This is a genomic window from Streptomyces sp. NPDC026659 (genome assembly GCF_040638245.1).
Lineage (GTDB): Bacteria > Actinomycetota > Actinomycetes > Streptomycetales > Streptomycetaceae > Streptomyces.
The window spans coordinates 15,991-36,576 of sequence record NZ_JBEZXY010000014.1 but is presented as its reverse complement, the minus strand read 5'-3'; the positions used below and the strand labels follow the sequence as shown (position 1 = coordinate 36,576).

At 73.1% G+C, this 20,586-nt stretch carries 20 protein-coding genes; 8 read left to right on the top strand and 12 right to left on the bottom strand.

What is annotated here, in order from left to right; translation table 11 throughout:
• Window positions 1-50: 50 nt before the first annotated feature.
• Window positions 51-1,220, bottom strand: a complete 1,170-nt coding sequence (locus AB0E91_RS28850; RefSeq protein WP_361787872.1) for an acyltransferase — start codon at window positions 1,218-1,220, stop codon at window positions 51-53.
• A 146-nt stretch (window positions 1,221-1,366) separates the two neighbouring features.
• On the opposite strand from AB0E91_RS28850, the gene AB0E91_RS28845 reads away from it, so the two are divergent.
• The 3 genes from AB0E91_RS28845 (at window position 1,367) to AB0E91_RS28835 (ending at window position 3,306) form a co-directional block, all read left to right on the top strand.
• Window positions 1,367-2,155, top strand: a complete 789-nt coding sequence (locus AB0E91_RS28845) for an SDR family NAD(P)-dependent oxidoreductase (protein WP_361787870.1) — start codon at window positions 1,367-1,369, stop codon at window positions 2,153-2,155.
• A gap of 138 nt (window positions 2,156-2,293) precedes the next feature.
• Window positions 2,294-2,989 carry a L,D-transpeptidase family protein gene (locus AB0E91_RS28840; protein WP_361787868.1) on the top strand — a complete coding sequence of 232 codons (696 nt, stop codon included), beginning with the start codon at window positions 2,294-2,296 and terminating at the stop codon, window positions 2,987-2,989.
• A gap of 131 nt (window positions 2,990-3,120) precedes the next feature.
• Entirely contained in the window at window positions 3,121-3,306 is a 186-nt protein-coding gene (locus tag AB0E91_RS28835) for a hypothetical protein (protein WP_161180205.1), read from the top strand.
• Window positions 3,307-3,408: 102 nt separating this feature from the next.
• On the opposite strand, the gene AB0E91_RS28830 is transcribed toward AB0E91_RS28835, so the two are convergent.
• Complete coding sequence (locus AB0E91_RS28830) at window positions 3,409-4,788, bottom strand: S1 family peptidase (RefSeq protein WP_361787866.1); 1,380 nt, start codon at window positions 4,786-4,788, stop codon at window positions 3,409-3,411.
• Between the two features lie 185 nt (window positions 4,789-4,973).
• Window positions 4,974-5,804 carry an SAM-dependent methyltransferase gene (locus tag AB0E91_RS28825; RefSeq protein ID WP_361787864.1) on the bottom strand — a complete coding sequence of 277 codons (831 nt, stop codon included), beginning with the start codon at window positions 5,802-5,804 and terminating at the stop codon, window positions 4,974-4,976.
• A gap of 191 nt (window positions 5,805-5,995) precedes the next feature.
• Between AB0E91_RS28825 and AB0E91_RS28820 the strand changes: the two genes are divergently transcribed.
• Window positions 5,996-6,382, top strand: coding sequence for a PPOX class F420-dependent oxidoreductase (locus tag AB0E91_RS28820; RefSeq protein ID WP_361787862.1), 387 nt, complete (start codon window positions 5,996-5,998; stop codon window positions 6,380-6,382).
• A gap of 67 nt (window positions 6,383-6,449) precedes the next feature.
• On the opposite strand, the gene AB0E91_RS28815 is transcribed toward AB0E91_RS28820, so the two are convergent.
• Both AB0E91_RS28815 and AB0E91_RS28810 read right to left on the bottom strand, forming a co-directional pair.
• Complete coding sequence (locus tag AB0E91_RS28815) at window positions 6,450-6,932, bottom strand: zinc ribbon domain-containing protein (protein WP_361787860.1); 483 nt, start codon at window positions 6,930-6,932, stop codon at window positions 6,450-6,452.
• A gap of 171 nt (window positions 6,933-7,103) precedes the next feature.
• Window positions 7,104-7,829 (bottom strand): TetR family transcriptional regulator, encoded by a 726-nt coding sequence (locus tag AB0E91_RS28810; RefSeq protein ID WP_361787858.1) that lies wholly within the window; start codon window positions 7,827-7,829, stop codon window positions 7,104-7,106.
• Window positions 7,830-8,026: 197 nt separating this feature from the next.
• Here AB0E91_RS28810 and AB0E91_RS28805 point away from each other — a divergent pair, with 197 nt between their 5' ends.
• Together AB0E91_RS28805 and AB0E91_RS28800 are read left to right on the top strand one after the other, a co-directional pair.
• Window positions 8,027-8,860 (top strand): hypothetical protein, encoded by an 834-nt coding sequence (locus AB0E91_RS28805; RefSeq protein ID WP_361787856.1) that lies wholly within the window; start codon window positions 8,027-8,029, stop codon window positions 8,858-8,860.
• Between the two features lie 287 nt (window positions 8,861-9,147).
• The gene (locus tag AB0E91_RS28800; protein ID WP_361787854.1) at window positions 9,148-9,816 is read left to right on the top strand and encodes a peptidoglycan-binding protein; all 669 of its coding nucleotides are present in this window, start codon (window positions 9,148-9,150) and stop codon (window positions 9,814-9,816) included.
• A gap of 9 nt (window positions 9,817-9,825) precedes the next feature.
• On the opposite strand, the gene AB0E91_RS28795 is transcribed toward AB0E91_RS28800, so the two are convergent.
• From AB0E91_RS28795 to AB0E91_RS28775, 5 genes are all read right to left on the bottom strand, one after another.
• The gene (locus AB0E91_RS28795; protein ID WP_361788118.1) at window positions 9,826-12,123 is read right to left on the bottom strand and encodes a SpoIIE family protein phosphatase; all 2,298 of its coding nucleotides are present in this window, start codon (window positions 12,121-12,123) and stop codon (window positions 9,826-9,828) included.
• A gap of 149 nt (window positions 12,124-12,272) precedes the next feature.
• Window positions 12,273-12,647, bottom strand: a complete 375-nt coding sequence (locus tag AB0E91_RS28790) for a hypothetical protein (RefSeq protein ID WP_361788116.1) — start codon at window positions 12,645-12,647, stop codon at window positions 12,273-12,275.
• A gap of 131 nt (window positions 12,648-12,778) precedes the next feature.
• Window positions 12,779-13,693, bottom strand: coding sequence for a MurR/RpiR family transcriptional regulator (locus AB0E91_RS28785; protein WP_361787852.1), 915 nt, complete (start codon window positions 13,691-13,693; stop codon window positions 12,779-12,781).
• Between the two features lie 89 nt (window positions 13,694-13,782).
• Window positions 13,783-15,336, bottom strand: coding sequence for a phospholipid carrier-dependent glycosyltransferase (locus tag AB0E91_RS28780; RefSeq protein WP_361788114.1), 1,554 nt, complete (start codon window positions 15,334-15,336; stop codon window positions 13,783-13,785).
• 305 nt (window positions 15,337-15,641) lie between these two features.
• On the bottom strand, window positions 15,642-16,325 hold the full coding sequence (locus AB0E91_RS28775; RefSeq protein WP_361787850.1) for a nucleoside/nucleotide kinase family protein: 684 nt from the start codon (window positions 16,323-16,325) through the stop codon (window positions 15,642-15,644).
• Between the two features lie 176 nt (window positions 16,326-16,501).
• Between AB0E91_RS28775 and AB0E91_RS28770 the strand changes: the two genes are divergently transcribed.
• Window positions 16,502-17,242, top strand: a complete 741-nt coding sequence (locus tag AB0E91_RS28770) for a beta-phosphoglucomutase family hydrolase (protein ID WP_361787848.1) — start codon at window positions 16,502-16,504, stop codon at window positions 17,240-17,242.
• Window positions 17,239-19,587: a glycosyl hydrolase family 65 protein gene (locus AB0E91_RS28765; protein WP_361787846.1), complete on the top strand. Its 2,349-nt coding sequence runs from the start codon at window positions 17,239-17,241 to the stop codon at window positions 19,585-19,587. Before AB0E91_RS28770 ends, AB0E91_RS28765 begins: the two co-directional genes overlap by 4 nt.
• A 59-nt stretch (window positions 19,588-19,646) precedes the next feature.
• Here AB0E91_RS28765 and AB0E91_RS28760 read toward each other — a convergent pair whose 3' ends face one another.
• Both AB0E91_RS28760 and AB0E91_RS28755 read right to left on the bottom strand, forming a co-directional pair.
• A complete protein-coding gene (locus tag AB0E91_RS28760) occupies window positions 19,647-20,123 on the bottom strand; it encodes a BlaI/MecI/CopY family transcriptional regulator (RefSeq protein ID WP_361787844.1) in 477 nt (158 codons plus the stop codon).
• Between the two features lie 50 nt (window positions 20,124-20,173).
• Entirely contained in the window at window positions 20,174-20,380 is a 207-nt protein-coding gene (locus AB0E91_RS28755) for a hypothetical protein (protein WP_161181826.1), read from the bottom strand.
• Window positions 20,381-20,586: the final 206 nt, after the last annotated feature.

The following is a 20,586-nucleotide window of genomic DNA, read 5'->3' as shown; positions in this document are numbered from 1 at the left end:
GGCGGCCGGTAGCGAGACCGGCCGCCCCTGTCCACGTCCACGTCCGTGTCCTACGACCGCCTGGCCGCGACCAGTGCCCTCCAGGACCTGTTCCGCTTGAAGGGCAGCTCGAAGACCCGGGCGAACAGCCAGGCCCCCAGCACCGAAACCGGCAGGGCCACGCCGAGCGTGAACAGGAAGGTGGGCAGTCCGCGACCCACGACATGCGGGGCCACGCGGTGGATCACGGCCATGACGATCGGCAGATGGATCAGATACAGGCTGTACGAGAGGTCACCGAGACTCCGCATCGGCCGCGCGGTCAGGAACCGTACGATCACGGCGGACCTGCCGGTGGCCACCGCGACGATCAGCATCGTCATGGCGGGAGCGACGGCCAGATCCACCCAGAAGTAGTGGTTCACCGTCCACACGAAACCCCGGGCGACGCCGACGACGGCAACGGGCGCGGCTGCCAGTACGGCGAGCCATCCCCACGGCAGGCGTCGTACCCGCTCCGACGCGACGACGACCCCCGCGCCCGCCATACCCGCGACGAACACGGGCGCGAGATGCGGAGTGAGTCCGTTGGCACCCTCGACGGGGTTCGCGCCGGGCGCCCACATCCCCCAGGCGATCACCGGAAGGGTCACGGCCGCGACCAGCACCGCCGCCCCGAACTTCCGCCGGACCAACAGGAGAAGGGGAAACAGGAGATACAGCTCGCTCTCCACGCCGATCGACCAGAACGCGCCGTTCGGCGTGGGTGCGGTGAACACGTCCTGGGCGACGAGGCCGTACACCAGGACCGACTTCGCGGTGGGCAGCCCGTAGTGGGAGGGCGACACCACGAACCAGGCGATGACCAGACTCATGACCAGCGCCGCCCAGTACGGAGGCAGAATCCGCCACGCCCGCCGCCGCAGAAACCGGCCGGCACCGGCCGTCCGCCAGCCGTGCCGCGCCGGAGCGATCGCGAGCGAGAAGCCGGACAGCACCAGGAAGAACACCACGGCCAGGCGCCCGAACGAGAGCGGGTCCAGCCAACCCGGCGCCGAACTGCGTGGGTAACCCGGGAAGGTGTACAACCAGCAGTGGAACAACACCACGTACAGGGCCGCCAGCCCCCGCAGCCCGTCGAGCCCCAAGACCTGCTGGGGAGCGGGGACTTCACGCTTCGGCTGTTCCGCCGGGGCGACCACGGCGAGAGTTCCGCTGCCGCCCGGGCGGCTCGCATCCACTAAAATCGCTCGACTCCTTCTCGAAACGCCGAGCGGCACGGCGCCGCTCCGCAGCGACTGGTACGTCATGCCCGGCCGGTCAGTTCAACGGTCGAGGCCGGGTACGGCCTCTGTCGCGGCGCGTCCCGCTGCCCTACCGTCGCCCCATGACCGATCCAACTCGCTTTGCGGGGTACGGAGTTCTCGTCACCGGTGCGGCCCGGGGCATCGGTGCGGCTGTCGCGCGGCGGATCGCGGAGGAGGGCGGGCGGGTTCTCGTCACCGACCGGGACGCCGACGAGGCCGGGCGGACGGCCGCGGGCCTGCGGGAAAAGGGGCTGGACGCACGGGAGTTGGCGTGCGACGTGAGGGATCGGGAATCGGTCGAGGCGGCTGTCGCGTATGCCGTGGACGCGTTCGGGGCGCTGGACGTGCTGGTGAACTGTGCCGCCCGGTCGTCGCCGGACGAGGTGTTGTTCGAGGACGGCTCCGACGACGTGTGGGAGCGGGATCTCGACACCACACTGACCGGGGTGTACCGCTGCTGCCGTGCGGCGCTGCCGCATCTCGCCGCCTCGGGGCGAGGGGCCGTCGTCAGCATCGGGTCGGTCAACGGGCTTCAGGACTTCGGGGGTCATGCCTACAGCGCCGCCAAGGCGGGCCTGGCCTCGCTCACCCGTACCCTCGCCGGGCACGCGGCGGCGCGGGGGGTGCGGGTGAACCTCGTCGTGCCGGGGACGGTGCGCACCTCGGCCTGGGAGGGGCGCGACGAGGATCTGGAGGCGGTGCGCGGGCTCTATCCGCTCGGGCGGATCGGGGAGCCGGAGGACGTCGCCGCGGCCGTGGCGTTCCTCGCCTCCCGTGACGCCGCCTGGATCACCGGTACCGCCCTCGTGGTGGACGGCGGACTCACCGCCGTGCACACCGGGTTCCACACGGCGCTGCACGGGAGATGACCGACAGAAGATGACCGACAGACGGTGAAGTTCACCGTTTCGTCACAGCGCGACCGGAACCACAACCGTCCGGCCCGGGGGCGGGTCTAGTAGGCGACGGATGCCTTCGGGCAGCAGAGTGGGAGAGGGGTCAGGATCATGGGGGACACACGCAGACGAGGTGCCGCGCTGCTCGGCGTCACCGCACTGGCGGCGCCGCTGGCGCTCGTCGTCACCGCCGCACCGGCGCAGGCCGCGAGCTGCAGCACGAAGGCCGGGCCGTACCAGAAGCAGGTGGAGAGGTTCCTCGGCCGGCCGGTCGACGGCAAGCAGTCGAGCGCGGACTGCACGGCCATCCGCGCCTTCCAGAAGAAGCACGGCATCACCCCCACCATCGGCTACGCGGGTCCGGTGACCTGGGGCGTGATGGACCTCATGAACAAGCAGAAGGCCGTGGGGAAGAACCCCAACAAGGCCGGCAAGTGCCCGGTGAACAAGGGCCGTATCGCCTGTGTGAACCTCACGCTCCAGCTCAGCTGGATCCAGGACGGCAAGAAGCTGGTCTACGGCCCCGTGCCGGTGCGCACCGGTCGCGACCGCTACGAGACCCGCACCGGTCTGAAGAAGATCTACTGGCGGCACATCGACCACTACTCCACGCTGTACAACGTGCCGATGCCGTACAGCCAGTTCTTCGACGGCGGCCAGGCCTTCCACTCCGTCGGCGTGAGCGTGTGGAACCCGCCGGGCTCCCACGGGTGTGTGAACATGACCACGAAGGACGCCAAGAAGTACTGGTCGCTGCTCAGGAACGGCGACGACGTGTTCGTGTACGGCCGCAAGCCGGGCACCTGAGAAGCGGGGCGGGGGCGCCCGTTCGCCCCCGAACTCCGCCCGGGTCACGCCCCATTGACGTGATGAGTAACACGGTCCGAAATGTCCGTATCGCGCGCACTTGCTCACGTCGTCTTCACGGGGACCGGCATATGCTTCACATCATGTCCACCACTGCTGACACCGCCTGCCAGCGGTCGGCCGCGGAGGTCAACGAGGAGATCCGGGCCCTGTGGCGCCGCTCGGGCGGGATACTCACCACCGAGCAGCGCGCGGAGTACCAGCGTCTCGTCCTGGAGTGGGCCTCCGCGACACCGCAGCCGCGCCGCCCGTCCTGAACCGGCCGCCGCGCGACCACCGACATACCCCTCAACGCCCATCCGTGACCGGATGGGCGTTTCGAGTGACCGATTCCTTCCGGAACGGCACGCGGCTCCCGGTCACCCCCAGGTCGCCGAGTACTGCCGCTGGTAGGCCCGGCGCTCCTGCTCCGAGCGGATGTAGCGGGCCGCGACCAGGGCGATGAGACTGCCCGCCATGATGAGCAGACCCGGTCCCACGTTCCGGGTGTCCGTGAGGCGCGCCAGCAGCGTACGGCCCTCGGCGATGCCGCTCACCGGGGCCGAGGAGCCCGGCGCGGCAGCGCTCGGGGCCAGGGTGCTCTGCGGAGCGGGGGTGGAGGACGGCGCTGGGTTCTGGGCGGCGCCCCCGGCCTGTGCGCCGGAGGTGATCAGGCGGACGTTCAGCGCCGACATCGCCTTGGTCAGGGGCTGGAAGAACGTCGTACCGCCCGACGTGCAGTCGCCGCTGCCGCCCGAGGTGACACCGAGCGCCTGCCCCTCGGAGAACAACGGCCCGCCGCTGTCGCCGGGTTCGGCGCACACGTTCGTCTCGATCAGCCCGCTGACGCTGCCCTCGGGGTAGTTCACGGTCGCGTTGAGCGCGGTCACCTGGCCGTCGTGGAGCCCGCTGGTGCTGCCGCTGCGGAACACCCGCTGTCCCACCGTGGCGTCGGCCGCCCCGGTGATCCGGATGCCCTTGCCGCCGCCGATCGCGACCACGTCGGCCCCCGGTCCCGCCTTGCCGGAGTCGTACTGCACGAGCGAGAAGTCGGCGCCCGGGAAGTTGCTGTTCACCGTGGAACCGAGCTGCTGGTTGCCCTGGTTGTCGGCGAACCAGATGGAGCCGGTCGGGCCGCAGTGGCCCGCCGTGAGGATGAAGTCCCGTTGCCCGTTGGTCACGTTGAACCCGGCCGAGCAGCGGCCGCTCGTGGAGAGGATCGGCTGCGCGCCGTTCAGTCGCGTGGTGAAGGTGCCCTTCGACCGCTCCATGGTGACGAAGTTCCCGATGCGCGAGGCGACTTTGGTCAGCGAGGTCCAGTCGCCGGACGACACGGTGCTGTCCGCCTGGACCACGACCCGGTTGGTGCGGTAGTCCACCGACCACGCGGTGCCCGCCACGCGCGGTGCCGAACGCAGCGTCTCCGTGGCCGACTTCAGCTCGTTCATGCTGTGGCTCACCATCTTGGGCTCGGCGCCCGCCCGCCGGACCTCCGTAGCGGCGTTCGCGTCCGTCACCGCGACGACCGGCTTCCCGTCGGCGCCGATCCAGCTTCCCGCGGAGCGCGCGGTGCCCAGCTTCGCCGTCAGCGCGGAACCCGTCACCCCGGCGGTGCCCGCCGTGCTCAGCGGGGTCGCGGGGGAGCTCGGGGGCTCGCTCGCCATGGCCGCCTGCGTCACCATCGCGCCTCCCAGAAGGAGTCCGCCGACGGCCGCCAGCCGTGTCACTCGCCGGACGACCCGCCGTCGTGCGTGCCTCATGCCAGACTCCCGAAAACCCCGAGCGCGCGATGCCCCTGCCGGCACCACGGGGCCCTCCGGTCGATGAGCGCCCGCCCCTGAGTACGTGGGGCGGGGCGGGCGCGTTCAGCGACCGCGGCGATCTTCCGCTCGGGTTCGCGGATTCCGTTTTCCCTTGCGCGCGGGGCGAGTTCGCGCGGGCCGGGTCAGCGCTTGCGGGCCACTCCGCCGAACATCGCGACCTCCTCCGGTTCGCCCTCGTCACCCGGCTCCGGGCGCCAGCGCGAGCAGGAGAGCACGCCCGGCTCCAGCAGTTCGAGACCGTCGAAGAAACGGGTCACGTCCTCGGGCGTGCGCTGGGTGAGCTTCGGGGTGCCGTGCTCGTTCCAGAACGCGACCGCCTCGTCCACGTCCGGCATCGACGGGCTGGTGATGGTGTGCGAGAGCACGAGATGGCTCCCGGCGGGCAGCCGCTCGGTGAGCCGCCGCACCAGGCCGTACGGGTCCTCGTCGTCGCCGATGAAGATGACCACGCCGAGCAGGATCAGACCGATGGGCTCGCTGAAGTCCAGTGTCTTCGCGGCGTGTTCGAAGATCGCGTCGATGTTGCGCAGATCCTCGTCCAGGTAGTCGGTACGCCCCTCGGGGGTGCTGGTGAGCAGGGCGCGGGCGTGCGCGAGGACCAGCGGGTCGTTGTCGACGTAGACGATCCGGGCGTCAGGCGCGAGCCGCTGGGCGACCTCGTGCGTGTTGTCGGCGGTGGGCAGCCCGGTGCCGATGTCCAGGAACTGCCGTATGCCCTCCTCCTGCACCAGATGGCGCACGGCGCGGCCGAGGAAGAGACGGTCGGCGCGGGCGTACTCCCCGATGCCCGGGTGCAGTTGGCGGATCTGGTCGCCGGCCGCGCGGTCCACCTCGTAGTTGTCCTTGCCGCCGAGCCAGTAGTTCCAGATCCGGGCGGTGTGCGGCTGGCCGGTGTTGATACGGGCGCGCAGCGACTCGGCGACATCGTTGGCGGCGGCCGGGTTGTCGGTCACGTGGGTCAGCTCCTGAGGGCCTTGGGGCAGTGGTGTCTTGAGCGGTACACGGGTCAAGACGCAATCTAGACGCAGGAGTTGATCCCCGTCGCTGGTCCCGGGTATTCCGCCGGGCGCGTCCGTGCGGAGCGGGCGCCGGTACCGGGCCCCGCCGTGCTGCCGGGTGCGGGGCAGCCTCCTAGACTGCGGACATGGACGACACGCTCCTGACCCGGCTCGGCACGGGCAAGTACCTGCTGGTCACCAGCTACCGCAAGGACGGCACGCCCGTTCCCACCCCGGTCTGGGTGGTGCGCGACGGCGACACCCTCGGAGTGTGGACAACCGCCGACAGCTGGAAGGTCAAGCGCATCCGCCGCCGCGCCGACGTCCTCGTGGGCCCCTGTGACGTGCGCGGCCGTCCGACCGGCGAGCCGGTCCCGGCCACCGCCGGGATCACCGACGCGGACACCACGGCCCGCTACCGCTCCCTGATCGCCCGCAAGTACGGCATCGTCGGCCGCCTCACCCTGCTGGGCAGCCGACTGCGCCGAGGCGTGGAGGGCACGGTCGGCATCCGGATCGCCCTCAAGGACTGAGCCGAGCGAGGACTGGGCCGAGCGAGGGCCGAGTCGCGCGAGGGCGGAGCCGCAGAGCGCGTGCGGCTCAGCTCCAGGCCCGGTACGCCTCGTCGACCAGCTGGAACACCGGCTCGCCCCGGACCGGGTCCTTGGCCGTGGACAGCCGTACCCGGTCCCCGCTGTGGATGCCGATGGCCGGGCCCATGACCCGGCCGCGCACCACGAAGCCCTCGGCCATTTCGACCAGCGACACATTGCGCGCCATCGGGGTGTTGCGGTGCATGACGGTGGAGTGGCGGACCGTGCCGGCACCCTGACTGCGCTCGGTGCGCAGGTCGCTGCCCTGACACACCGGGCACAGCAGCCGGTGGTACATCGCCGTGCCGCACCAGGCACAGCGCTGGTAGGTCAGGGCGTCCTTGTCCTCGGTGGAGCGCTGGGGTGTGACGGAACCGGTGGTGGGGGACGTGGCGGGGGCGTCGGACGCCGTCGCGGCGGACCGGGGTTCGAGTACACCCGCCGTCGAGCCGCCCGCCGGGTGCGTGGCGCTTGCTGAGTGGTGGTACACGCTGGTCAACTCCCTGCGCTGGGCCGGAAATCCCGAACGCGCGGTGCGAACCGCGCACACGTGTGCCCGGTCGTCGTGCCACCGTGCACACCGCCAGCGTATGGCACTCAGTGTCAGTCGTAAAGGCACTCCGTACCCTCAATGTGCGGGCGCGACCGCCCGATTGCCCCCTCAGGGCCGCCCGAGCGCCGCCTCGACCTCCCGCACCACGCGCCACAGCGGGGCATCGCGCCGGGCGACGACCACGACCACGTCCTCGCCCCGGGCGGGCGTGGCAGGGGGCCGAACCGCCGCATCGCCGCCCGGTTCCGCGAACGCCGCCCGCACGCACCCCAGCGCATGGTCCACGGCCGCGTCCGCGTCCCCCGCCCCGTCCGAACGCAGCCAGGACCGCAGGGCGTTGTTGTGCGCCGCGACCACCGCCGCCGCGATCACGTCCGCGCGCAGCGTGCCGTCGGGACGCCCCGCGAACCGCTCCCGCAGATATCCGGCGAGCGCCCGCTCGTAGCGCCGCACCACCGACAGTTCGTACGCGCGCAGCCCCGGCACCTGCTTGGTCAGCCGGTAACGGCGCACCGAGAAGGCCGGGTTCTCCGCGTACATGCGCAGCACGAGACGGGCCGCGTCGCACACCCGCGCCACCGGCTCCCCGGTGCCGTCGCCCGCCGCGAGGAACGCCGTCATGTCGGCGAGACAGCGCTCGTGGTCGGGGAAGACCACGTCCTCCTTGGAGGGGAAGTAGCGGAAGAACGAGCGCCGTCCGACCCCGGCCAGCGCCACGATGTCGTCCACGGTGGTGCGGTCGTACCCCCGCTCCAGGAAGAGCCGGAAGGCGGCCTCGACCAGGGCGTCACGCATCGGCGGCTTCACGGCCGGGGCCGCGCTGCTGGTGCTCATGAGCGGGAACGTAGCACCCCGCGGACCCGCGTGGCACTGGGTGCACCATGGGCCGCCCGCGAGGGAACCGAGTGCTGTACGGCAAGGCCGGGACGTGCGTCTCCACGCGATCCCCCCACGCCCGTCGATCATGGCTCCCGGCCTGCGGCGTAACCTTTCTCCACCCTGTCGCCACCGGTCCGCCCGAGGAGAAACCCATGCGCCGCCCCCGCCTGCTCTACGTGACCGACCTGGCGTTCCCGGCCCGTGGGCGCCGCTACGGCGACGAGGACGTGTTCCTCACCTCCCGGCTGCGCGCCCATTTCGACCTCGCCCTGTGCCACCCGCTGGACGCGGCCGCCCTGATGGACGGCTACGACGCCGTGGTGGTCCGCAACAGCGGCCCGGTGCTCGGTTACCTGGCGGAGTACGAGAAGTTCCGGGCGCACGCGCTGGAGACCGGGGCCCGGGTGTACAACCCGCTCACCGGCAAGGCGGACATGGCGGGCAAGGGCTATCTGATCGAGCTCACCTCGGCGGGCTTCCCGGTCATCCCCACCGTCGACCGCGCCGAGGACCTGGACCGGCTGCCGCGGGCCGACCGCTACATGGTCAAGCCGCGCTTCGGCGCCGACTCCCTGGGCCTGCGCCTGGTGCCCGCGAGCCGGGTCGCCGAGGCGCCCGTCGCCGACGGCAGCGTCCTGGTGCAGCCGCACGTCGACTTCACCCACGAGATCTCCTTCTACTTCGTGGACGACGACTTCGAGTACGCCCTCTATGCCCCCGACCCTCGGCGCCGCTGGGAGCTGAAGCCGTACCAGGCCACCGCCGCCGACCTGGAGTTCGCCCGCCGGTTCATCGACTGGAACGCGCTCGGCCACGGCATCCAGCGCGTCGATGCCTGCCGCACCGTCGCCGGTGACCTGCTCCTGGTCGAGCTGGAGGACCTCAACCCCTACCTCTCCCTGGACGCGCTGTCCGAGGAGGACCGCGACGCCTTCGTGGCCACCCTGACCACCTCCCTGAACCGCTTCGCCCAGGAGGCGTCCTAGGGGGTGTCTCGTCGATCAAGCCGGGCTCGCGACGCCTGGCACCGCACCTCGCCGCGTTGTCGTCGGTCGCCGATGCTCCGCATCGACTCCCTCCTCCGCCTTGCGATGCACGGCACCAGACGACGCTCCCTGATCCGGCCTGATCGACGAGACACCCCCTAGGGGGAGACATCCCCAGGGGCTGATCTCCGCCGCCGGGGCGCGGTCCTGAACGCCCGTGCCCCGCGCGCCGTATCCCCCGTCGGGACCGCGCACTCCCGGACCCGAGGGACGGAAAGGAGAGCAGCGTGCCGACACCCCCTGATCCCCAGCCGCCGCGACCCGGGCGGATCGTGGAGCCCGTCCGCGTCGTACGGGCCCGCCGTCAGGACGCCCTCGCGGAGCTGATGCGCGAGCTGCTGCCGGAGGACGGCCCGGGCCCGCGCGAGAGCGCCGGTGCGCGGCCTCCCGGGCCCCCTGTCACGCCACCGCCACCGCCGCCCTTCGCGCCCGCCGGGGCCGAGGACGACACCCAGGAGCTGACCCCGGTGCCCGAGGCGCCCCCGGCGCGGGCCGGGCACCGCCGGGCCGCCGCGGTCCTCGCCCTCGGCGCCGCCGCGCTCGTCGGCTTCGGCTGTGCCCTGCTGCTCCCCGCCCGGCAGAACGCCACCGCGGCCGCCCGCCCCGCGCACTCCGCCGCTCCGCGCCCCGTGACCATCACCCCGGCCACCACCGGACCCGCCGACCCGGACGGCCCCGGCACCCTGCGCGAGGGCGACTCCGGGCCCGGCGTCACCGAACTGCGCGAGCGCCTGCTGCGCATCCCCGACGTGTTCCGGGACGGCTCCCCGAGCGGCGGCTACGACGCCGTACTCGCCGAGGCCGTCGCCCGGTTCCAGGTCTGGTACGGCGTCAGCGGCGACGAGCGCGGCGTCTACGGCGACGACACCCGCCGCGCTCTGGAGTCGCGTACGTGAGCGGCCCGGCTACTCCTCGGCCGAGGGCACCCGGATGTCCACCACGCACACGTCGTCGCGCCGCTCGTCCGCCAGCAGCGAGGCGAGCAGCGCGTCCAGCGAGCCGACGCCCTTCCGGCCCTGCGCGCGGACCGTGTCGGCCAGGCGCGACAGAGCCGTGTCCAGGCTCTCGCCGGGCCGCTCCACCAGGCCGTCGGTGTACAGCAGCAGCCGGTCGCCCGGTTCGAGGCGCAGCTCCGCCGACTCGAAGACCGGTTCCGCGCTCGCGCCGAGCAGCATGCCCCGGGGCCGCGACACGTAACGCACCTCCGTGCCGCGCACCAGCAGCGGCGGCGGATGCCCGGCCTGGGTCCAGGTCAGCACGTGGGTACGGGGGTCGTAGCGGGCGAGGATCATGGTCGCGGTGGTCAGCGCGTCCCGGGAGTGCAGCAGCAGCTGGTTGAGCCGGGCCAGCGCCCCGGCCGGCGAGGAGCCCGTGCTGACCATGCCCTTGGCGGTGAACCTCAGCTGCGCCATCGTGGCCACCGCGTCGATCCCGTGACCGGCCACGTCACCGACCACGAACAGGGCCTGGTCGTCGGGGAGTTCGATCGCGCTGAACCAGTCGCCGCCGACCTGGATGCCCGACTGCGCGGGCAGATAGGCGACTTCGACCCGCAGTCCGGCCAGCCGCACCGGTTTGCGGGGCAGCGGCAGCAGCGCGTGCTGGAGCCGGTCCCCGATGGCCCGCTCGGCCTGGAGCACACCGCGCTGGAGCAGCATCGCGCGTTCGCTCTCCACCAGGGCCAGTTCGGCGCTGCGCTGCGCGGTGAGGTCCTGCACGAACCCGTGCACCTCCACCGGGGTGCCGTCCGGCTCGGTCACCGCCTCCGCGACGATCCGCAGATGCCGTACGCCGCGCTCGGTGTGGACGCGGAACGGGAGGTCGAACGGCGTTGCCGTCGTGGTGAGTTCGGTGATCGCGCGGGTGAGGGTGTCGGTGTCGTCCGCCGCGACCAGCCGGGGCAGACGGTCCAGCGGCACCGGTCCGGCGGCGGGGTCCAGGCCGAGCACGGCGTACGTCTGCGCGGACCAGGCCGTCTCGCCGGTGGCCAGGTTCCAGTTGGCCCAGCCCAGATTGCCGAGCCGCTGCACGTCGGCCAGGCGCTGCTCCTGGAGTTCGGCCGGGTCGTGCCGCAGCCAGGTCACCAGCAGACCGCCGTCCAGCGGGGCGGCCCGCACCGAGTAGGTCGCGGTCACGGGCACGCCGTCCACGGTGTCGTGGTAGGCGAACGGCTCGCTCTCGAAGGGGACCTTGGTGGTGAGCGCCTGGAGGTAGCCGTCCCACAGCGCCTCGCCCGCGACGGACGGATAGCTCTCCAGGATGCGGCTGCCGACCATGTCCTGCCCGGTACGGCCGAACACGTCGACCGCCTCGGGCGCCGCGGCCTCGATGCGGTAGTCCTCCACCTCGCCGGAGGCGGAGCGCAGCGGGCACAGCAGGATGGCAGCACCGGGCAGCGCGTCGAGCACGCTCTGCACGGGCCGTGACCCGTCGTCATGGCCGTCCGGGCGCGCGTCGAAGGCGCGCAGCCGTCCCGCGCACAGCCGGGCCACGGCGGGCAGCAGCCGCCGCTCGCGCGAGGTGAACGGCCGCTCCTCGCCGCGCAGGACACCGAGCGCGACCTTCGAGGCCGACCCGCCGGGCACCGGCAGCCAGGCCCGGGACCGCCACCGGTCCGGCGGATCGTCGACGAGCAGATAGTGCTCCCGGTCCTTGGCCAGGTCCTCCAGCCAGCGCGGCTCGCCCGCCGCCAGCGCCTCCAGCGGGGCGACACCGGTCAGGGGCGGTATCCGGTGCCACTGCGCGGCGAAGGTGGGGGCGATCCCGGCGTGCCCCATCAATTCGAGGCCGCCCTCGGGCAGCCGCTCGTACAGCATCACGGCGTCGGCACCGGCCTCGGGTGTCAGATGCCGCAGCAGGCACGCGGCCAGCTCCTGCGGGGAGCCGACCCGCACCAGGTCCCGGCCCACCGCGCCGAGCACGTCCGCGATGTCGCCGGTGCCGGGGGCCGCCGCGGAGCGCCGCGTGGCCCGGTCGGGGCTTCCCGCTGCCTCCCGGCGGGGCTGTTCCAGGGCGCCCAGGGTCAGCCAGCACTCCTCCAGGAGGGTGCGGTCGCCCGCCCGGGCGCGCCGCACCAGTTCGTGGTGGGCCGCGTCGGCGGAACGGCCGTCCACCGCCATCAGGGCGCCCTTGGCGCGCTCCACCACCGCTGTGATCGCGGCCTCGTTGCGCAGCCGCTCCAGTTCCGCGCGCTGCCGGGCCATGGCCCGGGCCGGCGCCGTGGGGTCGGCGCCCGTGTCCGGGTCCAGGGGAAGTGCCGGGTCGCTCGTCACGCGTCGAGCATGGCACAGCCGAGCCCGCTCGATCACGTGTCCGGCCGGTACGTGTGCTGCTCACGCGGTACGCGCGCCGCTCAGCGGGTGGTGCCGCGTCCGCCGAGCGCCTCGGAGACCACGCGCACGCTGCGCGCGATGTGCTGGAGCTGGAGCAGCTCGGCCGCGTAGAGCTTGATCGTGTGCTCGATGACCGACTCGGGCAGGCCGAGGACGGGCAGCTCGGTCCGGGCGGTCTGCAGTGCGGTGCGCGCGACCCGGATCTCCTGCTGGACCTGGAGCCGGGCGTGCCGGGCGAGCAGGACGGGGTGCCGGATCAGCGCCGGGTAACCGGCGTAGCGGGCGGGGATCAGCTCGCGCAGCCAGCGGGTCGCCGAGCGCTCCCAGTCGTAGCTGCCCGGGGGCTTGACCTGGCATGGCCAGTCGGGGCTGATGCGCGTGGTGGTCATGGGCATGATCGTCGTCGCTTCCGGGTGTGCCGCGTGGGGGGCGCCGGGAGCAGTATTTATATATGCCGTCGGGTTTTCAAGACGCATGAAAACATTCATGCGTGCCTGGTCACGTGGAGCGTTTCAGGGGTTTTGGCTCATTCCGGCAGGAAGAACCGCCGCTCCTCGGCTCCCCGCTCGTACTTCTCCAGCCGGGCCTGGGTGCGCTCGGGGTCCGCGTCCGTCATGGCCTGGAGCAGCGCGGCGGCCATCACGCCGGGCGCCGCGTACGAGTCGAAGACCAGCCGGGAGCCGGTGCCCGTGGCGAAGGTGACGTCGGCCTCGTCGGGCAGCGGACCGAGCGCGAGATCGGTGACCAGGGCGACCTTCAGTCCCGCCTCGCGCGCCACCCGCAGCGCGGTCAGCGTCTCCCGCGCGTGCCGGGGCATCCCGAACGCCAGCACCCAGCTGCCGCCCGCCTCCCGCGCCTGGAGCAGCGCGTCGTACGCCACGCTCCCGCCCCGGGTCACCAGCCGGACGTCGGGGTGGATGCGCCGGGCCGCGTACCCGAAGTACTCCGCCAGCGAGGCCGAGATGCGCAGGCCGAGGACGGTCAGCGGGGCCGAGCGGGACAGCGCGCGGCCCACCCGGACCACCTTGCCGGGGTCCGCGAGGTCGCGGCGCAGGTTCTCCAGGTTCTGGATCTCGGCGTCCACGGCGGCCTGGAGCTCGTTCGCCCGGTCCGCCTCGTGCGGGCCCGGCAGCGTGCTCAGCGCGATCGACTGGAGCCGCTCGCGCAGCGCCGGGTAGCCGCTGAAGCCGACGGCGGCCGCGAACCGGGTCACCGACGGCTGGCTGACCCCCGCCCGGTCGGCCAGCTCGGTGATCGACAGGAACGCGGCCTCGGTGATGTGCTCGATCAGATACTGCGCGATCCGCCGCTGCCCCGGGGACAGCCGGGGCCCGTCGAAAAGCGCGCGCAGCCGGGAGGTTGGGGAGGCGTCGTCCCGGGAGACGGAGCCGCGCGAGGTGATCGCTGACGCCTGGGCGCGTGCCGCTTGCGGAGAGGGCACCGGCCCGTCGACTTTTTCTCCCACGATCAGTCAACATAGCTCACCGGCCTGGGCGGCCCGCCGGGTCGTGGCGGGCCGGAGTACCCGGATCAGCGCCGGTACAGCGTGATCGAGTACCCCACCTGACCGACGGGACGGCTGGTCCGGATCAGCCGGGCGAGATCCCCGCGCGCCTTCGCGGCCGACGAGTCCGACACCACGAGCAGCCCGTGCACCTCGGACACGGGCACCTTGCGCGGATCACCGGCGCGGATGCCGTACGCCGACGGCACCCCGGCGCCCTTGTAGACCAGCCACACCCGCTCGCCGGGGTACCGCTCCCGCAGCCGGTCCGCGAGCCTGCCGAGGTCCTGCCCCCAGTCCACGTTGGAGTCGTGCAGCAGCCGGTGCGTGGCCGCCGGGCCCCCGAACGCCTCGTTGGAGTACGGCAGGTAGTACGGGAACACGCGCAGCGAACTCACCGCCGCCCAGGCCACAAGGAGGCCGGTCAGCGGCACCGCCCACCGGTACCGGGCCCGGACCCGCGTCACGCACCCCGCCGCCACCGCCAGGAACACCGGCACGAACAGCGCGTACCGGGTGCCGAAGCCCCGCGAGCCCGTCATCGCCACGGCCAGCAGCAGCGCCGGAGGCAGCAGCAGATAGGGCGCGGCGGGGCGCAGGGGGCGCAGCGCCAGGACGGCCGCGGTTCCGGCGGCGCCCAGCGCGAGGAGCGCGAGCGGGGTCTTCACCAGCAGGGCGACGGGGAGGTAGTACCAGAGCGGGCCGGTGTACAGCCGCCCGAACAGGAAGCCCTCCCAGGCGTGGTTCTCGAAGGCGAACTGCACCAGCATCCCGGCCCGGTAGGCGGGCGGCAGCGGGAGCAGCGAGGTCAGCCGGCCGCGCAGCCCGCCGATGACGGGCACCGGCTCGGCGGGGGAGAAGCGCAGGAGGGGATCGACCGCCGCGTACACCGCCCACACCACGACGACCGCCAGCACGGCCACCGCCGCCGCGGCCCCGGCGCTCAGCAGCGCCCGGCGCCGCCGGTCCGCGCCGGGCAGCGCGTGCCACACGGACAGCGCGGCGAGCAGCATCAGCAGCGGGATCGCGGGCAGCGCGCTCATCTTCGTCGCGAGCGCCGCGCCGAGTGCCAGGCCCGCGAGCGGTACGTAGAGACGGGGGCGCCGTCGCGCGCGCCAGGCCAGCCACGCGGCCGTCACGAGGAAGCCCGTCACGGGCATGTCCAGCGTGGCCAGCGAGCCGTGCGCGATCACGTCGGGCGAGAAGGCGTACAGCGCGAGCGCCACCAGGCCGCCCGCCGTACCCGCCACGTCACGGGCGAACGCGAACACCACCAGGCCGGTCAGCAGCGTCAGCACGATCACCGGGAGCCGCGCCCACAGCATCAGCCGCCCGGGGTCGTTGCCCGACTCGTACAGCAGATGCCGGCCGACATCGCCCTGGGTGCCGGGGGTGGACGGGTCGTAGCGCGGGTCGGCGACCGCGAGCCCGGCGGCGATCAGGAGCTTGCCGAGCGGGGGGTGCTCGGGGTTGTAGCGCAGGCGGTGCTCGCGGAGGTAGTCGGTGGCCGTGGCGACGTACACCGGCTCGTCTATGGTGGGCGTCTGCTGGACGGCGGTGGTCACCATGGCGACGGCCATCTGGCCGAGCAGCAGGGCGATCAGCAGCAGGAGGAGGGGCCGGCGGCGGCCCTCCGGGGGCAGCCGGAGCCGTGCCGGGGAGAGGCGGAGCCATGCCGGGGAGAGGACGGGTCCCGGGGCTTCGGATGCCCGCTCGTCCCGAAGTGCCGTCCGCTGTTCGCTTGCCATCGCCTGCCCCGCGACGGCACCGGCGGGTCCCGGGGCGACGGCAAGCGTCACCCTTACCCGGCGGCGCCACCGCCTCGTGAGTCGTACCGGCGGACTCTCCGCCGTGCCCTGGGGTACGGCCCCGGGGCGGCCGGGGTTCACCCCGACGCCGGGGAGGGGACGGGCGGCGTCCCCTGCGGTGACGGCAGTGCGGCGCAGGGCACGACCAGGTCGGCGGCGTCGCGCGTCGTCGCGATCAGGTCGGCGTTGCGCTGGTCCGGGCCGAGCACCCAGGCCATCGCGTCCGCGTGCGGCTTGCCGAACTCCTCGTGCCGCGCCACCAGGCGCCGCACCCGCTCCGCCTCGTCCACCTCGCAGTACCAGACCTCGTCCAGCAGCGGCCGCACCCGCGCCCACGAACCCTCGCGCAGCAGAAGGTAGTTGCCCTCCGTCACCACGAGCCGGGCGGTCGGCGGCACGGGGACGACCCCGGCGAGCGGCTGCTCGAGGACGCGCTCGAACCCGGGCGCGTACACCACGTCGTCCGTCTCCTCCCGCAGCCGCCGCAGCAGCGCCGCGTACCCGCCCGCGTCGAACGTGTCCGGCGCCCCCTTCCGCTCCCGCCTGCCCAGCCGCTCCAGCTCGGCATCGGCCAGATGGAACCCGTCCATCGGCACATGCGCCACCCACGGCGGCCCCTCGGCGTTCAGCGCCCGCGTCAACGACTCCGCGAGCGTCGTCTTACCCGCCCCGGGGCCGCCCGCGATACCCAGAATCGCCCGCTCCCCGTCCCGGACGAGGCCACGCGCACGGACCAGAAGGTCTTCGAAGATCGACTGCATGGGGCCGAGTGTGCCACCGGGGCTCCGCCGGTGGAACGGGTGACGCGGGGTGAGGTCGGGGGTGCGCGGCGGGAGAGACACGCGGCCCCGCGTCCGGCGGCGCGGCGCCCCCCACACGGCCGTACCCCCGTAAAGCCCCGGGAATCCGCCCCCGCTTCCGGGGAAGGCTGCCTGTTATGACTCAGCTCGGACTGCCCGACACCATCCTGGCCTGCCTGTTCGACCTCGATGGAGTCGTCACGAAGACGGCCGTTGTGCACGCGGCCGCGTGGAAGGAGACCTTCGACGCGTTCCTGCGCGGGTACGAGGGGGAGCGGGGGCGGCCGTTCGACGCGGTCGCCGACTACGACGAGTACGTGGACGGGCGGCCCCGCGCGGACGGGGTGCGGGCCTTCCTGGAATCGCGGGACATCCGCCTGCCCGACGGCGGCCCGGACGACCCGCCCGGCGCCGACACCGTCAACGGCCTCGGCAACCGGAAGAACGAGCTGCTGCTCGCGAAGATCCGCAGCGGGGGTGTGGAGGCGTACGAGGGGACGCTGCGGTACATCGAGGCGGTGCGGGCGCGGGGGCTGCCGACGGCCATCGTGTCGTCCAGTGCCAACTGCCGCGACGTGCTGCGCGCGGTCGGCGCCGAGGACCTCTTCGACGTACGGATCGACGGGATGGTGGCGGCGGAACGGCACCTGCCGGGCAAGCCGCACCCCGACACCTTCCTGGCCGCCGCGCACGACCTCGGCATCGAGCCGGGGCGCGCCGCCGTCTTCGAGGACGCGCTCGCCGGGATGGACGCGGGCCGCGCGGGCGGCTTCGGATACGTCGTCGGACTCGACCGGACCGGACAGGCCGACGCGCTCTACGCGCACGGCGCGCATATCGTCGTGAAAGACCTCGCCGAGCTGGGAGGAAAGCCGTGATCACGGAGCGCGCCTACACCGTCGAACCGTGGACCGTCCGCGAGACGGCACTCGACCTGGACATCCTCGCCCAGAGCGAGTCGGTCTTCGCCCTGTCCAACGGCCACGTCGGCTGGCGCGGCAACCTCGACGAGGGCGAGCCGCACGGCCTGCCCGGCAGCTACCTCAACGGCGTGCACGAGCTGCACCCGCTGCCGTACGCCGAGGCCGGGTACGGCTACCCGGAGTCCGGCCAGAGCGTCATCGACGTCACCAACGGCAAGATCCTGCGGCTGCTCGTCGACGACGAGCCCTTCGACCTGCGCTACGGCCGCCTCGTCTCCCACGAACGCGTCCTCGACATGCGGCGCGGCGTCCTGGAGCGCACCTGCGAGTGGACCTCGCCCGCCGGGTCCACGGTCCGGGTCCGCTCCACCCGCCTGGTCTCGCTCACCCAGCGCGCCGTGGCCGCCATCGCCTACGAGGTGGAGGCCGTCGGCCGCCGCAGCCGGGTCGTCATCCAGTCGGAGCTGGTCGCCAACGAGAGCCTGCCCGGACCCAACGGCGACCCGCGCGCCGCGATGACCCCGCACTCCCCGCTGGAACAGGAGGACGGCTTCGCCTCCGGCGAGCGGCTGCGCCTGGTCCACCGCACCAAGCGCAGCGGACTGCGGGTCGCCGTCGCCGCCGACCACGTCGTCTCCGGGCCCGGCCGCACCACCAGCCGCAGCGAGAGCGGCACCGACGTGGCCCGGCTCACCGTCACCTCCGTCCTGGAGCCCGGCCAGACCCTGCGGGTGGAGAAACTGGTCGCGCACGGCTGGTCCGGCACCCGCTCGCTGCCCGCGATGGCCGACCAGGTGGACGCCGCCCTCGCCGCCGCCTCGCACGACGGCTGGCAGGGCCTGCTCGCCGACCAGCGGGAGTGCCTGGACGACTTCTGGGCCCGCGCCGACGTCGAGGTGCACGGCGACGAGGAGATCCAGCAGGCCGTACGCTTCGGCCTCTTCCACGTCTTCCAGGCGGGCGCCCGCGCCGAGCAGCGCGCGATCCCCGCCAAGGGCCTCACCGGCTCCGGCTACGACGGGCACGCCTTCTGGGACACGGAGATGTTCGTGCTCCCCGTCCTCACCCACACCTCCCCGCGCGCCGTCGCCGAGGCGCTGCGCTGGCGGCACAACACCCTGGACGCCGCCCGCGAACGCGCCGCCCAACTCGGGCTCGGCGGGGCCGCGTTCCCCTGGCGCACCATCGAGGGCTCGGAGGGCTCCGCGTACTGGCCGGCAGGCACCGCCGCCTTCCATGTGAACGCGGCCATCGCGGACGCGGTCGTCCGCTACGTCGAGGCCACCGGCGACGTCCGCTTCGAGCGCGAGGTCGGCGTCGAACTGCTCGTGGAGACCGCCCGGTTGTGGCGCTCGCTGGGCCACCACGACCACCACGGCGCCTTCCACATCGACGGCGTCACCGGCCCCGACGAGTACAGCGCCATCGCCGACGACAACGCGTACACCAACCTGATGGCCCGTCAGAACCTGCTCGCGGCGGCCGACGCGGTCGAACGCCACCCCAAGGAGGCGCAGTTGCTCGGCGCCGACGAGGAGGAGAGCGCGGCCTGGCGCGACGCCGCCGAGGCGATGAACATCCCGTACAACGACGAACTCGGCGTCCACGAACAGAGCGCGGGCTTCACCCGCTACCAGCGCTGGGACTTCGCGGGCACCCGCCCCGACCAGTACCCCCTGATGCTGAACTTCCCGTACTTCGACCTCTACCGCAAACAGGTCGTCAAACAGGCCGACCTGATCCTCGCGCTCTACACCTGCGACACCTGCTTCGACGACGAGCAGATCGCCCGCGACTTCGCCTACTACGAGCCCCTGACCGTCCGCGACTCCTCCCTGTCCGCCTGCTGCCAGGCCGTCATCGCCGCCCAGACCGGGCACCTCAGGCTCGCCTACGCCTACACCACCGAGGCGGCCCTGATGGACCTGCACGACCTGGAGCACAACACCCGCGACGGACTGCACATCGCCTCGCTGGCCGGGACCTGGATGGCACTCGTCGTGGGCTTCGGCGGGATGCGGCGCCCCGTCGGCCGCTCCGGGCTGCGGTTCGCGCCGCGCCTGCCCGAGCATCTGCGCCGCCTCGCCTTCCACCTCCAGTACCGGGGGCGCAGGCTGCGGGTGGAGATCAGCGCGGACAAGGCGACGTACTCCCTGCTGGACGGCCCGCCGCTGCTCCTCAGCCACCACGGGGAGTCCTTCACCCTGCACACCGGCGAGCCCGCCGTACGACCCCTGCCGCCGGTGCCGCTGCGGCCGGCTCCGGAGCAGCCGCCGCACCGGGAGCCGCGGAACGTCTGAGCGCGGAACGTCTGAGGGGGCACGGGTTTTGAGCGGTCACGGATTCCCGGGGGCGCGGGTCAGGGGTGCGGCTGGGGTGCCGGGGCGGTGGAATCCGCCGGGCTCGGGGCCCCGTCGCCCCCCGCGCTCCCGTCGCACCCCTGACCCGCACCTCCGTCGCACCCCGCGCCCCCGTCCGGCTCCGCCGCCAGGAAGCCGCGCAGCGCCCGCGCCTCCTCCGGCCGCAGCAGCGGCACCAGGCGGGCGAGCGCGCCGATGGGGTCGGGCCCCTGGTCCAGGGCGCGGCGCAGGGCCTCGGCGGTCAACTGGGCCGGGTGCTTCGCCGGGCGGTACGCGCCCCGGCGGCCGTCCGCGTCGCGCAGCACCAGCCCCTTGTCGTAGAGGCGCTTGAGGATGGTGTGCACGGTGTTGTAGGCGAGACCGCCGATCCCGGCCTGGATCTCGGCAGGGGTCAGCGCCCGCTCGGTGGCCCAGAGCGTGGTCAGCACCTCGTTCTCCAGCGCCCCGGCGCAGCGCCGCATCACCCTGCCGGTCATGGCCGAGCCCACGGCGCGCGGAGCCGCCGGCTCCGCGCGCCGCACCCGTTCTAGGGCAGCAGCTTCTCGACCGCCACCGAGCCCTCGCTCTCCAGCTTGCGGCGGGCCCAGTCCAGGTTCTTCGGCGTGACGTCCCTGCCCGCCGCCATCACCAGGTCCTCCGGTGTGACGTCCCGGGAGGGAGCGGTGTGGAGCAGGGCGTCCGGGGTGCAGTAATCGTCGGACGACCGGGACTCTTCGGATGTTGAGCTCGACATGATGCCTCCTCGTCGGTCCGGATGGGCGCATCCGTGCCGGTGCCCGCAGAACGGGGCACCCTTTCACCATTGCCCGCCGGGCCACGCCCCGCATCCCGGGGCGGCCCGTGCGGCCGGTGCCGGAGCGCCTGCCCGGCCTCGGCGGCCCCACACATCCCCCTGGCCCGGAGTGCACCCTCGGAGTGCACGCGCACCACCCCGCCCTA